Genomic DNA, 13,936 nt, shown 5'->3' on the forward strand with positions numbered 1-13,936 from the left:
GTGCGGGTCAGCGCTCGCCGCGGCGGCGCATTTCGTCCTGCGTGAAGTTGGCCGCAGTGATACGGCCATCCTTGGCAGCAGTCAGGTCCAGCACCTCGCCCTCGGCAGTCCAGTTGTCGACCACGTAGCGGCGCGCAATCAGGTCATACATCTGCGTCTCGTACGCCATGCACGCACCCACGTCCGGCGCCGCCCACAGGCTGCCCTCCTGCACGCGCCACAGGTTGCCCTTGGCGTCGTACATGTCCACCTGCAGCAGCGCCCACGAATCCTCGTCGAAGTGGAACACCCGCTTTGCGAAGGAGTGGCGCTTGTCGGGCTTCACCGTCGCCTCCACGACCCACACGCGGTGCGGCTCGTAGCGCATCAGGTCGCGCTTCACATACTCGGGTCCGAGCATGTCCTTGAACTTCTGCTTCTTGTCGATCAGCTTGTAGGAGTTGTACGACACGTACATCTCCTTCTTGCCCACCAGCTTGTAGTCGTAGCGATCCAGCGCGCCCGTGAACATGTTGATCTGGTCGACGAAGTACAGGTTGTCGAAGCCGGCGATCGGGTTGTCGTAAGCGAAGGTCGGCGAGCGGCGCACGCGGCGCTGGCCCGGGAAGTAGATCCACGCATCCTGCGGCTTGTCGATGTAGGCGTGGATCAGGTAGCCCTCGCCCGCGCGCGACGGCGGCGTCAGCACGTCGTACAGCAGCTTCGACTCCACCCCGCCCACGTCCGCCGGCCCGGTCACCTTCGGGTCGTTGAAGGGGTACATCTCGTACGCCCACTGCTTGTTCTCGACGTAGCTGCCGTCCTTCTCCGGCATCAGCGCCGAGATCTGCGCGCGCCGCCCCAGCCCGGTGTAGCGCAGCTTGTAGTTCCACATCACTTCGGCACCCGACTTCGGCACCGGGAAAGGCACGCCCGCGCCGAACACCTGCTCGAGCTGCCACCCGTCCGCCCCCAGCTTCGCCGCCGTGGCGTTCTTCTTCGTCTGCGCGGCGACGAAATCCGGCACCGGACAGCTCCGCCGGCTCGGATACACGTCCATGCGGTAGCCCTTGTAGGCCTTGATCAGCGCGATCTGGCCGGCCGAGAGCTTGTCCGCGTACTTGTCGACGTTGCCCGCATCGATCGAGAACTGCGGCTTGTCGTCCTTGAACGGATCGAGATGCCCCGGCTTCCACCCCGCCGGCACCTGCGTCATCCCGCCGCTCCACGCCGGAATCGCGCCGTCCTTGCTCGCCGCCTGCTCCGCGCCGACCGGCGTCAGGCTCTTGCCCAGCGTCGCCGCCTCCGCCTCGGTCGCCGCCGCCCGCGCCGCGCCGTTGCCCAGCACGGCTGCAACGGTCATGCAAACGAGCGCGAGGCCAGGCGACCTCCTGGTCCTTATGGTCATGTTGTCGTCTCCTCACTTGATGTGATGTGCCGTTTGGCCGGCTTCTTGTCCGGTCGTCACGGCCGGCGCACGCGCCGACCTGCAACCGATGGCGTCGATTGTAGGAAGCGCCTTTCGCAGACCGTTATCCGAAATCGGCAATCCGCACCGTGAGCCCCGGCAGCTCGTCCCGAGCGACAACGCGCGCAAACCATTAGAAAAATTTCATTGTCCCGCGTGTCACTTTTGTATTAGTGTCTTTCAAACAATAACAGCCCTTATAACTACAATTAATCGCACTTTCCGGTGAGGAGACAATCGGAAAATGGATGCCCACATCCTCGCCGGGCGCGACCGGAACACGCGCACCGCGGGCGACGACGCCTATTCCGTCGTGCACCTCGACACGCGCGACGCCGACGACCACGCAGCCTGCCTGCAACACTGGAATCAGCGCTACGACCAGCTCTCGGCCGGCTCCTTCACGGGGCGCTTCGACGAATTCTGGTTCGACAACGTGCAGGTCTTCCGCGAACGGACGAACCAGGTCGTGCACGAAATCGGCTGCTCGTGGGAAGGGTCGCGCACGATCGGCGTCCCCGTGGATATCGACGGCACCGGCTGGTACTGCGGCGAACCGTGCGGGCTCGACTCCATCGTCACGCTCAAGGGCGGTGAGGCGCTCGACTACCGCACCCCCCGCCTGCACGACATCGTCGCCGTCACGACCGACAACGAGGCCTTCACCGACTACGCCCTGCGCGTCGAACATCGCGACATCGAAGCCGAAATCGGCAAGCAGCGGATCATTCCGGCGACCGTCGGCCAGGCCGGAACCTTGCGCAGCTTCCTCCTCACGGTGCTCGCCAGCCTCGAAGCCACCCCGGCCCTGCTGCGCCACCCGCAGATGCGCAAGGGCCTCGAACAGGCGATCTACGCCAGCATCATCGCCGCGATCACGCCGCGCGAGGACACCCCGCGCCCGGCGGCACCGTGCCGCGCCCGCCAGCTGATCGTCGACCGCGCCCGCGAATACATGCGCAGCCACATCGACGAGCCGATCACCGTCGCCGACCTGTGCACCGAACTGCGCGTATCGCGCCGCACCTTGCAGTACAGCTTCCAGGACATCCTCAACCTCAACCCGGTCAGCTTCCTGCGCGCACTGCGCCTGAACGGCGTCCGCCGCGAACTCAAGAACGCCGACCCGGCCAGCCGCCAGATCGCCGACATCGCCGCGCGCTGGGGCTTCTGGCACCTCTCGCACTTCGCATCGGACTATCGCGCGATGTTCGGCGAACTGCCTTCGGAGACGCTGCGCCAGCCCGCGCCCGCCTCCCACACGTAGCCGGGGCGGGCCCGCTCAGGTCACCCCAGGGCCACCTCAGGCCACCTTGAAGCGGCCCACGTCCGCCAGCAACCGCTCCGCGAGGCCCTCGAGCCGATCCGCCGTCTGGTGGCTCTCGACGGCAATCGCGCTGTTCTCCTCGGCCATGCGCGCGATCGTTTCGACGTTGCGCGCAATCTCCGTCGACGCCACGCTCTGCTCGCGCAGCGCATCGGATATCTCGGCCACCGTCTCCACGACCCGGCCGGCTTCGTCGCGGATGCTCGCCATCGCGGCCCCCGCCTCCTGCGCGCGGACAACGCCGGTGTTCACCTGCGTCACGCCGCCCTGCATGCTGTCGACGGCACCGCGCGCGTCGCGCTGGATCGCCCCCACCATCTGCGCGATCTCCCGCGTCGACTGCGTCGTGCGTTCGGCGAGCTTGCGCACCTCGTCGGCCACCACCGCGAAGCCGCGCCCCTGTTCGCCCGCGCGGGCAGCCTCGATCGCCGCGTTCAGCGCCAGCAGATTGGTCTGGTCGGCGATCTCCTTGATCACGTTCACGATCGCCGAAATCCGTTCCGAACTCCGGTCCAGCTCGGCAATGGTGTCGGCCGAGCCGGACACCGCGCGCGCGATCTCCCCGATATCGGCGACCACCGACTCGACGATCTCGCCCCCTTCGCCCGACAGCCTGCCCGAGCGCCGCGCGAGCTCGTTGGCGTTGCTCGCGTTGCCGGCGATATGGTCGATGCCCACCGTCATCTCCTCCACCGCCGCCGCCATGCTCGACGCCGCCTCGCTCTGCCGCTGCGAAGCCGTATCGATCTGGCGTGCCGACGCCACCATGCCGCGCGCGGTCTCCGCGACCTGCCCGGAATTGCTCTGGATGCTCGTGATCAGACGGCACATCGTCGCGGCCATGTCGTTGAAGCCGTCGGCAATCACGCGCAGCTCGTCGCGCGCCTGCAGCCTGATCGCGGTCGTCAGGTCGCCGGCCGCCAGTCGGTGACTGCCCTCGGCGAGCCGCTTCACGCTACCCATGATCGACAGATACACCCCGATCGAGAGGTAGGCGATCGCCACGGCGACGATCACCAACACGGCGACGTTCAAGTACAGCACGCGCCGGGCCTCGTCGATCCGGTGCCGCAGCAGCTCGTCGAGCGTCGGCAGCAGGATCTCGTTCATCTGCCTGTAGCCCACGGTGATCGCCTCGGTGGCCATCCCGAAATATGCCGACGCTGCGGTGCTCTGCAGGTCGCCCGCCTGGATCTGGCGCACCACGGCGCTGACGTTCGCGAGCTTGCCGTTCATTTCCGCGAACGACGATTCCAGCCGCTGCGCAAGGTCGGGCCGCTGCGCGACGATCTTGCGGATGTTGGACTCGAGATCGCCCACCGCCGCATTCATGTCGTTCGCGAGCACGCTCACGTCGAGCTTTCCAGCCTCGTCGATCGTGCCGCGCGCAAGCACCCCCGCCCCCCTGGCGCGCAAGCGGCCGATGCGCTCGAGCAGGTAGGGCGTGCGGACCACCGCCGTCGACATCAGGTAGAAACTATCCTGCTGCGGATCGAAGGTCAGACCGTACTCGTCCGCGACCGCAATCTGGAAATCCAGCAGGCTCTGGACCAGCCGCGTATGCGCCCGGATGTTCTCGGCCGGATCCAGCTTCAGCCCCTCCCGTGCCAACCCGTCCCAGCGCGAACGGATGTCGCCCCAGTCGCTCTTGCGCACGGCAGGCGGAAGCACCGTGTCCAGCGTGTCAACCGCACGATCGACCTCGGTCGCCTTGTCCGCGCGCGTCGCCTTTGCACTTTCCAGCCCCCCGAGCACCGCCGACGACAGGCCGCGATGCTGCTGCACCAGCTCGACCACCCTGGAAATCGGCCGCGACAGATCCGAAGCGACCAGCTCGCGCTCCGTTCGCTCGATCGTCGCGTTCAACTGGCGCGCGAGCGTCAGCATCAGGCTGGCAAACGCCACCAGGATGATCAGGCCGAGCAGGCCGAATTTCACCGGGTAGCTGCAGCGGTTCATCAATCCCACGGCCGGCGCAAAAACCACTTTCACGATTCTCTCCGCAGATACATCCGTCGCACCCCCATCGGCATAAAACAGGGCCTTTTCGCCAGCGTAACGGAATAAACCGTCCGGGTACGTGATCTGTATCAAGACTGCGCGGACCCGTCATGCCGGGGCCACGCACCGGCCCCGTGCCTGCGTCCCGGTTCCGGCGCGGGCTTTTCCAAAACCCGCGCTCGCTGCACAATTGCGCCCTTTTTGGCCCAACACGGAGACATTCACAATGAAGACCCGCCAGGTCCTGACCCTCGACGATGCACGCAAGATCGCCACGGCCGCGGAAACCGAAGCCCTGCGCAACGGCTGGGCGGTCACGATCGCGATCTGCGACGAAGGCGGCCACCTGCTTTGGCTGCAGCGCCTCGACAATGCGCCGCCGTCGAGCGCCTATGTCGCACCCGAAAAGGCCCGCACCTGCGTCATGATGCGCAAGCCCAGCAAGGCCATCGAGGACATGGTGAACAACGGCCGCTTCGCCGGCCTCGGGCTGCCCGTCACGCCGCTCGAAGGCGGCGAGATGATCGTCGTCGGCGGCGAAGTGATCGGCGCGGTGGGCGTTTCCGGCGTGAAGTCCTCCGACGACGCACAGATCGCGCGTGCCGGCGTCACGGCGATCGGCGCTTCCTGCAGCCTCTGACGACAGCGAGCGGGGACCGGGCAGGAACACGCGCGCGCCCGTTCCCGGACCCCCTCGGCCAGCGCCTGCGCCCTCGCAACGACCGCCCGGCCGGCGCCAAGGCGCGGTAAACTTGCAGGCTCAATATCTATCGGGAATCGCCATGAAGGATTTCGACGCTCAGGCACGCGCCTTCGGCGACCGGATCGAAGCCGAAATCGCTGGCGGACATCTCAGCTTTCCCACCGCCCTGGACGTTTCGCTACGCATCAAGCGGCTCGCCGACAGCCCGGCCTCCTCGCTCGAGGAGATCGCCGCGGTCGCAAAGACCGAGCCGGTGCTCGGAGCCAAGACCGTGCGCATGGCAAACGCCGTCGCGCTCAACCCCTACGCCAGCGAGATCACCAATGTCGTCGATGCCGTCCGCCGCATCGGCCTCGCCTCGCTGCGCTGCCTCGCCTTCGCGGTCGCCGCCGAGCAACTCGCCCAGGACCACCGCTCGCAGAAGATGCGCACCATCGCATCGGGGCTGTGGATGCACTCGGTCGACGTCGCCGCCTGGTCCCACGCCCTCGCCCGCGAACTGCGCGTGGTCAATCCCGACACCGCGATGTTCGCAGGCATGATGGCCGACATCGGGCAGTTCCTGCTGCTCGCCCGTGCCGCCGACTATCCCGCGCTCGAAGACAACCTGCCCCGTTTCGCCGAGTTCGTGACCACCTGGAGCAATCCCGTCAGCAAGGCCGTGCTCGAAGTGTTCGAACTTCCCGAGACGATCCTCGATACCTTCGACTGCAGCACCCCCTACAGCGGCTCCTGGCCCCCCGGGAACCTCGCGGACCTCCTTTTCGTCGCGAGCCTTGCGGTGGAAACGCCCAATCCCTTCGACAAGCTCCTCGGGCTGGATCACCGTGCCGGACTCCGCGACGCAGCGCCGCACGGCATCGACCCGCGGGAACTCGACCAACTCCTCGACGCCGCCCGGGAGTCCCGCCAGCTGATTCTCGCCGCCCTCTGCAGCTGACGCCCTGGCACGCGTCAGGCCCGCCCGCAGCCGGCAGCGGAGTGCCGATCGGTGCCAGTTCGCGGCCTCGCGCGTCCCCTCGCGCCGGCACGCTGCACAGCAAGTTGTCATTACGCCGTGCGGCGCATACCATTACTGATCCGACCGTCCCTCCAACGGCGTGCACACGCCCAGCTTGAGCAGGTACCCGATGACCGAAGAAGCCTTCGACCACGTCACCAGCCTGCAGATCCGGCTCACGGAGCTCCGCAACGAGCACCGCGACCTCGACGACGCCATCACGCGTCTGCAGGACTCCCCGCAGGAAGACGAACTGCTGCTGCGCCGCCTGAAGAAGCGCAAGCTCGCGCTCAAGGATCGCATCGCCGTCATCCAGCGCATGCTCGACCCCGACGAACTGGCCTGAGCGGCGCTCGCGCCAGGGACAGCAAACCGCACCGACAAATGACCCAACCCAGGACCTTCGGCCCCGAAACGCTCGCCCTGCACGCGGGCCAGTCGCCCGACCCCGCCTTCGGCGCCCGCGCAGCCCCCATCTACTTCACGACGAGCTACGTCTTTCCGGACGCCGACCACGCCGCCGCGCTGTTCAATCTTGAACGCCCCGGCCACGTCTACACGCGCATTTCGAACCCGACCAACGCGATGCTCGAAGAGCGCATCGCGGCCCTCGAAGGCGGCATCGGCGCGATCGCCGTCGCGAGCGGGCAGGCCGCGCTGCATCTCGCGATCACCACCCTGACGGGCGCCGGCGGCCACATCGTCGCCTCGCACGCGCTCTACGGCGGCTCGCACAACCTGCTCGCCTACACGCTGCCGCGCTTCGGCATCACCACCACGTTCGTCGATCCGCGCAACCCCGACGCCTGGCGCGCGGCAGTGCGCCCCGAAACGCGCCTCTTCTTCGGCGAATCGCTCGGCAATCCCGGCCTCGACGTACTCGACATTCCCGCCATCGCCGGCATCGCCCACGCTCATCGCGTCCCGCTGCTGGTCGACGCAACCCTCGTCACCCCCTGCCTGCAGCGCCCGCTGGCGCTCGGCGCCGACCTCGTACTGCACTCCGCCACCAAGTTCCTCGGCGGCCACGGCGTCGCGGTCGGCGGCCTGCTGGTCGACGGCGGGCGCTTCGACTGGGAAGCCTCCGGCCTCTTCCCGACGCTCACCGAACCCTACGACGGCTTCCACGGCATGGATTTCGCCGAGGAATCGCCGATCGCCGCCTTCCTGCTGCGCGCGCGGCGCGAAGGCCTGCGCGATTTCGGCGCCTGCCTGTCGCCGATGAACGCCTTCCAGATCCTGCAGGGCATGGAAACGCTGCCGCTGCGCATGCGCGCCCACGTCGCCAACGCACGCGCCGTCGCCGAACACCTCGCCGCCCACCCGCTCGTCGCGCACGTCGCCTGGCCGGGGCTCGCCAGCCATCCGGATCACGCGCTCGCCGCCCGCCTGCTGCCCGACGGCGCCGGCTCGGTGCTGTCCTTCGAACTCCAGGGCGGCCGCGCCGCCGGTCGCGCCTTCATCGAAGGCCTGCGCGTGTTCTCGCACCTCGCCAACGTCGGCGACGCCAAGTCCCTGGTGATCCACCCCGCCAGCACCACCCACTTCCGCATGTCCGCGCAGGACCTCGCGGCCGCGGGCATCAGCGAAGGCACCGTGCGCCTGTCGGTCGGGCTCGAGAGCGTCGACGACCTCATCGAGGACCTCAACCGCGGCCTGTACGCCGCCAGCCGCGTCGTGCAGGGTTAAGCCATGGAACTGAGCGTCAACGACACGCCCGCCTACGTCTACACCGGCGGGCGCCCCTTCGATCGCCGCCAGGCCGCCGTGGTCCTGGTCCACGGCGCCGGCCACGACCACAGCGTGTGGAACTACCAGGCGCGCCAGCTCGCGCACCACGGCTTCGCCGTCCTCGCCCCCGACCTGCCCGGGCACGGCCGCTCGCACGGCGCCCCGCTGCCCACCATCGAAGCCCTGGCGGACTGGATCGCGGCCCTGCTCGACGCCGCCGGCATTGTGCACGCAGCCGTTGCCGGCCACAGCATGGGCTCGCTCGTCGCACTCCAGGCGGCCGCGCAGGCCCCCGTGCGCATCACGAAGCTCATCCTCCTCGGCAGCGTCGCCCCCATGCCCGTGGCACCGCCGCTGCTCGAAGCCGCCGCGCACCAGCGCGAGGCCGCACACGCGATGATCAACCAGTGGTCCTACACGCCCGCCTCGCAGCTCGGCGCGAGCCCCGTCCCCGGCGTCTCGCTCACCGGCCTCAACCTGCGCCTGATGGAGCGTCAGCGCGACGGCGTGCTCGCCAACGACCTCGCCGCCTGCAACGCCTACCAGGGCGGCCTCGAAGCGGCAGGCCGCATTCGCGCTCCCTGCGCGATGCTATGCGGCGAGCGCGACCAGATGACGCCCCGGAAGGCCGTCAAGCCCTTGCAGGAAGCACTCGCCAACGTTCCCGGCGGTGCGCGTATGATAGTCATCAAAGGCGCGGGTCATGCGATGATGGCCGAAGCGCCCGATGCGGTCGGCGATGCCATGCGAGGCTTTCTCACCACCACATAGGAACAACAACAGAGAAGCCCCGTTCGCTGCCGCACGACAGGATCCCCCAACAGGAGAGAGACATGTCGCAGCAGATCGATACGGGTACGGCAGCAGAAGATCCGGTGTTTCCCACGATCCGCGAAGTCGATGCGGGCGCCCCCGTGCGCTGGATCGGGCGCGGCATCCGCGACTTTCGCGCCTGCCCCGTCCCCAGCCTCTTCTACGGCTTCTGTTTCGCGGCGATGGGCCTCATCGTGACGATGGTGTTCGAGCACGCCTACGCATACACCGCGGCGATGACCTCCGGCTTTCTCCTGCTCGGCCCCTTCCTGGCAATGGGGTTGTACGAGATCAGCCGGCAGCATGAACAGGGGCAAGCCTGCGCCCTCCTGCCCACCTTCACCGTGTGGCGGCGCAACGCCGGCAACATCGGCATCTTCGCCGTCGTTCTGGGCGTGATTTTCCTCGTATGGGCCCGTGCTTCGCTCGTCATCTTCGCGCTCTTCTACACCAACGAATTACCCAACCTCAGCGGCCTGCTGAGCCAGCTGGTAACGCTCGAAAACCTCGAATTCCTGCTCGTGTATTTCAGTGTCGGCCTGATGTTCGCGTGCATCGTGTTCGCGGCGAGCGTGATTTCGGTCCCGCTCATGCTCGACCGCGACCAGGACGCGATAACCTCGATGCTCGCCAGCATCGCCGCCCTCGCCCGCAATCCCGGCGCCATGCTCGTGTGGGCGTCGATCATCGTCGTATTGACTTTGATCGGCTTTCTCAGCTTTCATTTAGGGTTGGTGGTAGTGATGCCCGTCGTCGGTCACGCAAGCTGGCACGCCTATCGGGACCTTGTCGCACCTGCGGCGGACGCGTCGCCCCCCGCACCCACACGCTGAAGGCCCTTCACCAGACCTTGCCATGCATTCTGCCCAGGAACTCGTTGCCAACGTCGTTACGCTTGCGTCACTGCCGACGGTCTATCTGCGCATCCGCGACGAACTCGACACCCCGACCGGATCGGCAACGAGCGTGGCTCATGCCATCAGCGCGGATCCCGCGATCTCCTCCAGCCTGCTGCGCCTCGCCAACAGCGCCTTCTACGGTTACGGCGGCAGGATCGACACGATCACGCGCGCGGTGACGATCCTCGGCATCCAGCAGGTGCACGACCTCGTGCTCGCGATATCGGCCAGCGGCGCCTTCCCCCTGTTCGCGCCGCGGTACCTCGACATGCCGCGCTTCTGGCGCGGCAGCGTCATGCGCGGGCTGGCCGCGCGCGAGATCGGACGAAACCGGGGGATGATCGGCGTCGAGCGGCTGTTCGTGATCGGGTTGCTCTCCGACATCGGGCACCTGGTCATGTACCAGACGATTCCCGAACTCACGCATGAAGCGCGCACCGTCGCCACCGCCAACCGCGAGCCGCTGCACGAGGTCGAACGCCGCATCGCCGGCTGCGATCATGCGGAGGTCGGGGCCGCCCTGATGGCCCAGTGGCACCTGCCGACGACCTTCGTCGACATCATCGGCGCGCAGGGCAACCCGCGCCTCGCCGGCGACTACGTCCATGAAGCGGCAATGGTGCACGTGGCTGCGCGCATCGCCGAGGCCGATCAGGAAAACGAATCCAGCACGGCCGCCGCCTAGCGCATCGCCCCGGCAATCTGGTCACTGCTCAACATGGATCCGGCCAGCCTGCGCCGCATCCGCGAAAGCGCCGAACTCGACCTTTCCGCCTACACCGCGCTGTTTTTCCCCAACCTCGGCAACGCCCGCGCGCGTGCCTGAATCAGGCTGCGCCACCGCCCGGCGCAAGGGTCGCGCAGCAGTTCGCGCGCAAAGGCCAGCGCCCGCGCCACCCCCTCCGCGGCCGGTTCCGACAGCCCCTCACCCAGCTCGAACCGTTCCGCTCGGACGCCGAGGATGAAAGCCGGCGGCGGCTCGCTCCCCTCGATGCGCCGGAACACCGCCAGGATGGCGGAGGGCGAGAGCGCGTGCGAAAAGCTCGAGACGGGGACGCTGCCATCCGGCTCCCCGAACGCGAAGGGCGCCTGCAGGCCGCACTCCGCGTCGATGAACAGCGCCAGATCCGCGTCATGCAGTTCCAGCGCATGTTCGACCTGGAGCTGGAAATCATGAACGACCCGGACACCCGGCGGCAGTTCTGGCTCCAACGCGTGTAGCAAGGCCGGCCCGACGGCGTCGTCGCCGCGGGACTCGTTGCCGGTGACGAAAACGACCAGCCTCACCGGATCAGTCACGCACCACCCGGTCCAGCACCTCGCCGTTCGCCGCCGCCAGCTCCAGCACCAGCGGCATCTTGCCCAGCGCATGGGTCGCGCAGGACAAGCACGGATCGTAGGCGCGGATCGCCACCTCGATGTGATTGAGCAGCCCCTCGGTGAGTTTCCGCCCGTCCAGGTAGCGACGCGCCACTTCCCGCACGGCCGTGTTCATCGCCTGATTGTTGTGGGTTGTCGACACGATCAGGTTGCACATCGTCACGAGGTCGTCGTCACCGACCTGATAGTGATGGATCAGGGTTCCGCGCGGCGCCTCGATGATGCCGACGCCCTCGTTTCCGCGCTTGCCGTCCCCCATCAACGGCCCTTCGAGCAAATCCCCATCGCCGAGCAGATCGCGGATCACCTCGGCCGCGTGCAGCATCTCGATCATCCGCGCCCAGTGATACGCGAGCGTCGCTCTCACCGGCTCACCCTGGCCGTAATCGACGAACTCGCGCCGCTCCGACTCGGCCAGCGGAGTCGGGATGAAGTCGCAGTTCTGCACCCGCGCGAGCGGCCCGACCTGGTACCAGCCCGCCTCCGGTCCCAGTTGCTCCAGGTAGGGGAACTTCATGTAGCTCCACGGCTTCACCTGCTCGCGGATCACGCTGCGGTAGGCCTGATCCGGCACCTGGTCGATCAGCACCTTTCCACTCGCATCGCGGAAGCGCAGCGCCCCGTGATACAGGTCCATCCCGCCGTCCGGCCGCACCAGGCTCATCAGGTTGGCCGGGAATCGCCCGAATTCGTCATACAGCGCGGGATCGGCACGGTGCAGCCTCTTCACCAGCGCGACCGCCGCGCGGCTCCACTCGACCATTCGATCGATATCCGCACGCAGCGCATCGCGGTCCTCGACCGCGAGATGCCGGTTCATTCCGCCCGGCACCGAGCCGGTGCCGTGGATGCGCTTGCCGGCGGTCACCCGGATCACCTCCTGCCCGAACTTCCGCAGCAGCACCCCCTGGCGCGCAACCTCCGGGTGCGCCGCGGCCACCCCGACGATGTTCCGCTTGCCCACTTCGGAATCGAAGCCGAACAGCAGGTCGGGCGAGGACAGGTGGAAGAAGTGCAGGGCATGCGACTGCAGGATCTGGCCGTAGTGCATCAGGCGTCGCAGCTTCTCGGCCGAGCGCGTGATCCTCGTGCCCAGGACGCGATCCATCGCCTTCGACGCCGCGAGGTGATGGCTGACCGGGCAGATGCCGCACAGGCGCTGCACCATCACCGGGACTTCCCAGTACGGACGCCCCTGGATGAACACCTCGAAGCCGCGGAATTCCACGATATGGAGCCGCGCCTCGCGCACGTGATCCTCCTCGTCGAGAAGCAGCGTCACCTTGCCGTGCCCCTCGACCCGCGACACCGGGTCGATCACCACCCGGCGCAGGCCCTCCCTGTCGGCAGCCGTTTCAAGCGAATCCATGCAAAACCTCAATCGAAATGCAGCAAGGGATGCGACAGGCGCGGCGTGCGACCGCCGATCAGGTCGGTCAGGAAGGTCCAGATCGCGTCGCCCGACGGCGGGCAGCCCGGAATGAAGTAATCGACCCGCACGACCTCGTGGATCGGGTGCACCCGGTCCAACAGCAGCGGCAATTCGGGATCATCGGGAACGCCCCCGTCCTCGACCCCGTCGCGCTTCACATACACCTGCTGCAGGCAGTCGCCCAGGTCGAGATGATTGCGCTGCGCCGGCAGCCCGCCGTTGATCGCACAGGCCCCCACCGCCACCAGCGTCTTGCAGTTGCGCCGGAACTCGCGCAGGACGTGGACGTTCTCCGCATTGCACACGCCGCCCTCGATCAGCCCGATGTCGCAAGGCCCGCAATGCTTGATGTCGGTCAGTGGCGAGCGGTCGAACTCGACGACCTTCGCGAGGTCGAGCAGGCGCTCGTCCATGTCGAGAAACGACATGTGGCAGCCGAAGCAACCGGCCAGCGAAGTCGTCGCAACGCGCACGCGCGGCATGAGGATGCTGTCGCTCATTCGCCCTTCTCCATCGCGACCGTGCTGATCGACGCCCGATCATACTTGCGCTCGCCGATCGGCACGGCAAACCCGACCCGCTTGCGCAGGATCACGCCCACGGGACAGATATCCGCCGCCCGATCGGTCACCGCGAAGTCCGTGTCGGCGAGCCGCCCCGACTCCGCATTCACGACCAGATGCTTGTGGATGCCGCGATCGGTCAGCGCGAACACCCCCTTGCCGTCCACATCGCGCGACGCCCGCACGCACAACTCGCAGAAGATGCAGCGGTTGAAGTCGAGCAGCACGTCCGGATGCGACGCATCGACCGGCCGGTCCGGGAAGAAATGCGCGAAGCGCGCGCTGCTCATGTCCAGCTCGTACGCCAGCGCCTGCAACTGGCAGTTGCCGCTCTTCTCGCACGACGGGCAGAAGTGGTTCCCTTCCACGAACAGCATCTGCAGCAGCGCCCGCCGCTCGCCATTGATCTCCGGCGTATTGCTCTCCACTTCCATGCCGTCCCGCGCCGGCAGCGCGCAGGACGACACGTGACGCCCGCCCACCTTCACGATGCACAGCTTGCACGAACCGTGCGGCGGGAAATCCGGGTGCCAGCACAGGTGCGGAATGTAGCGTCCGGCCGCGCGCGCGGCCTGCAGAATCGTCTGACCGTCCTCGAACGGCACCGGCTGCCCGTCGAACAGGAATGTCCCGCCCATCG

At 67.4% G+C, this 13,936-nt stretch carries 14 protein-coding genes; 8 read left to right on the forward strand and 6 right to left on the reverse strand.

Going from position 1 to position 13,936, the window contains the following annotated elements:
• Positions 1-7: 7 nt before the first annotated feature.
• On the reverse strand, positions 8-1,387 hold the full coding sequence (locus CDA09_RS16095) for a DUF1329 domain-containing protein (RefSeq protein ID WP_121429579.1): 1,380 nt from the start codon (positions 1,385-1,387) through the stop codon (positions 8-10).
• A 304-nt stretch (positions 1,388-1,691) separates the two neighbouring features.
• Between CDA09_RS16095 and CDA09_RS16100 the strand changes: the two genes are divergently transcribed.
• Positions 1,692-2,714 carry a helix-turn-helix domain-containing protein gene (locus CDA09_RS16100; RefSeq protein WP_174718446.1) on the forward strand — a complete coding sequence of 341 codons (1,023 nt, stop codon included), beginning with the start codon at positions 1,692-1,694 and terminating at the stop codon, positions 2,712-2,714.
• Positions 2,715-2,750: 36 nt separating this feature from the next.
• Here CDA09_RS16100 and CDA09_RS16105 read toward each other — a convergent pair whose 3' ends face one another.
• Positions 2,751-4,766: a methyl-accepting chemotaxis protein gene (locus CDA09_RS16105; RefSeq protein ID WP_121429580.1), complete on the reverse strand. Its 2,016-nt coding sequence runs from the start codon at positions 4,764-4,766 to the stop codon at positions 2,751-2,753.
• Between the two features lie 235 nt (positions 4,767-5,001).
• Here CDA09_RS16105 and CDA09_RS16110 point away from each other — a divergent pair, with 235 nt between their 5' ends.
• From CDA09_RS16110 to CDA09_RS16140, 7 genes are all read left to right on the forward strand, one after another.
• A complete protein-coding gene (locus CDA09_RS16110; RefSeq protein ID WP_121429581.1) occupies positions 5,002-5,415 on the forward strand; it encodes a GlcG/HbpS family heme-binding protein in 414 nt (137 codons plus the stop codon).
• A 142-nt stretch (positions 5,416-5,557) separates the two neighbouring features.
• Positions 5,558-6,418, forward strand: coding sequence for an HDOD domain-containing protein (locus CDA09_RS16115; protein WP_121429582.1), 861 nt, complete (start codon positions 5,558-5,560; stop codon positions 6,416-6,418).
• A 190-nt stretch (positions 6,419-6,608) separates the two neighbouring features.
• Entirely contained in the window at positions 6,609-6,824 is a 216-nt protein-coding gene (locus CDA09_RS16120; RefSeq protein WP_121429583.1) for a DUF465 domain-containing protein, read from the forward strand.
• Between the two features lie 38 nt (positions 6,825-6,862).
• Positions 6,863-8,167, forward strand: coding sequence for an O-acetylhomoserine aminocarboxypropyltransferase (locus CDA09_RS16125; protein ID WP_121429584.1), 1,305 nt, complete (start codon positions 6,863-6,865; stop codon positions 8,165-8,167).
• A gap of 3 nt (positions 8,168-8,170) precedes the next feature.
• Positions 8,171-8,980: an alpha/beta fold hydrolase gene (locus CDA09_RS16130; protein ID WP_121429585.1), complete on the forward strand. Its 810-nt coding sequence runs from the start codon at positions 8,171-8,173 to the stop codon at positions 8,978-8,980.
• A 62-nt stretch (positions 8,981-9,042) separates the two neighbouring features.
• Positions 9,043-9,855, forward strand: coding sequence for a DUF2189 domain-containing protein (locus CDA09_RS16135; protein WP_121429586.1), 813 nt, complete (start codon positions 9,043-9,045; stop codon positions 9,853-9,855).
• A 22-nt stretch (positions 9,856-9,877) separates the two neighbouring features.
• On the forward strand, positions 9,878-10,606 hold the full coding sequence (locus CDA09_RS16140; RefSeq protein ID WP_353616610.1) for an HDOD domain-containing protein: 729 nt from the start codon (positions 9,878-9,880) through the stop codon (positions 10,604-10,606).
• Between the two features lie 89 nt (positions 10,607-10,695).
• On the opposite strand, the gene CDA09_RS16145 is transcribed toward CDA09_RS16140, so the two are convergent.
• Genes CDA09_RS16145 through CDA09_RS16160 form a run of 4 tightly spaced genes read right to left on the reverse strand, consistent with a single transcriptional unit; the run spans position 10,696 to position 13,934 of the window.
• Complete coding sequence (locus tag CDA09_RS16145) at positions 10,696-11,220, reverse strand: hydrogenase maturation protease (RefSeq protein WP_121429587.1); 525 nt, start codon at positions 11,218-11,220, stop codon at positions 10,696-10,698.
• Positions 11,213-12,670, reverse strand: a complete 1,458-nt coding sequence (locus tag CDA09_RS16150; RefSeq protein ID WP_121429588.1) for a Ni/Fe hydrogenase subunit alpha — start codon at positions 12,668-12,670, stop codon at positions 11,213-11,215. The genes CDA09_RS16145 and CDA09_RS16150 overlap by 8 nt, the downstream gene beginning before the upstream one ends.
• Positions 12,671-12,678: 8 nt before the next feature.
• The gene (locus CDA09_RS16155) at positions 12,679-13,233 is read right to left on the reverse strand and encodes an NADH-quinone oxidoreductase subunit B family protein (RefSeq protein ID WP_121429589.1); all 555 of its coding nucleotides are present in this window, start codon (positions 13,231-13,233) and stop codon (positions 12,679-12,681) included.
• Positions 13,230-13,934 (reverse strand): 2Fe-2S iron-sulfur cluster-binding protein, encoded by a 705-nt coding sequence (locus CDA09_RS16160; RefSeq protein ID WP_121429590.1) that lies wholly within the window; start codon positions 13,932-13,934, stop codon positions 13,230-13,232. The genes CDA09_RS16155 and CDA09_RS16160 overlap by 4 nt, the downstream gene beginning before the upstream one ends.
• Between the last annotated feature and the right edge of the window lie 2 nt (positions 13,935-13,936).

The sequence above is a fragment of the Azoarcus sp. DN11 genome (assembly GCF_003628555.1).
Lineage (GTDB): Bacteria > Pseudomonadota > Gammaproteobacteria > Burkholderiales > Rhodocyclaceae > Aromatoleum.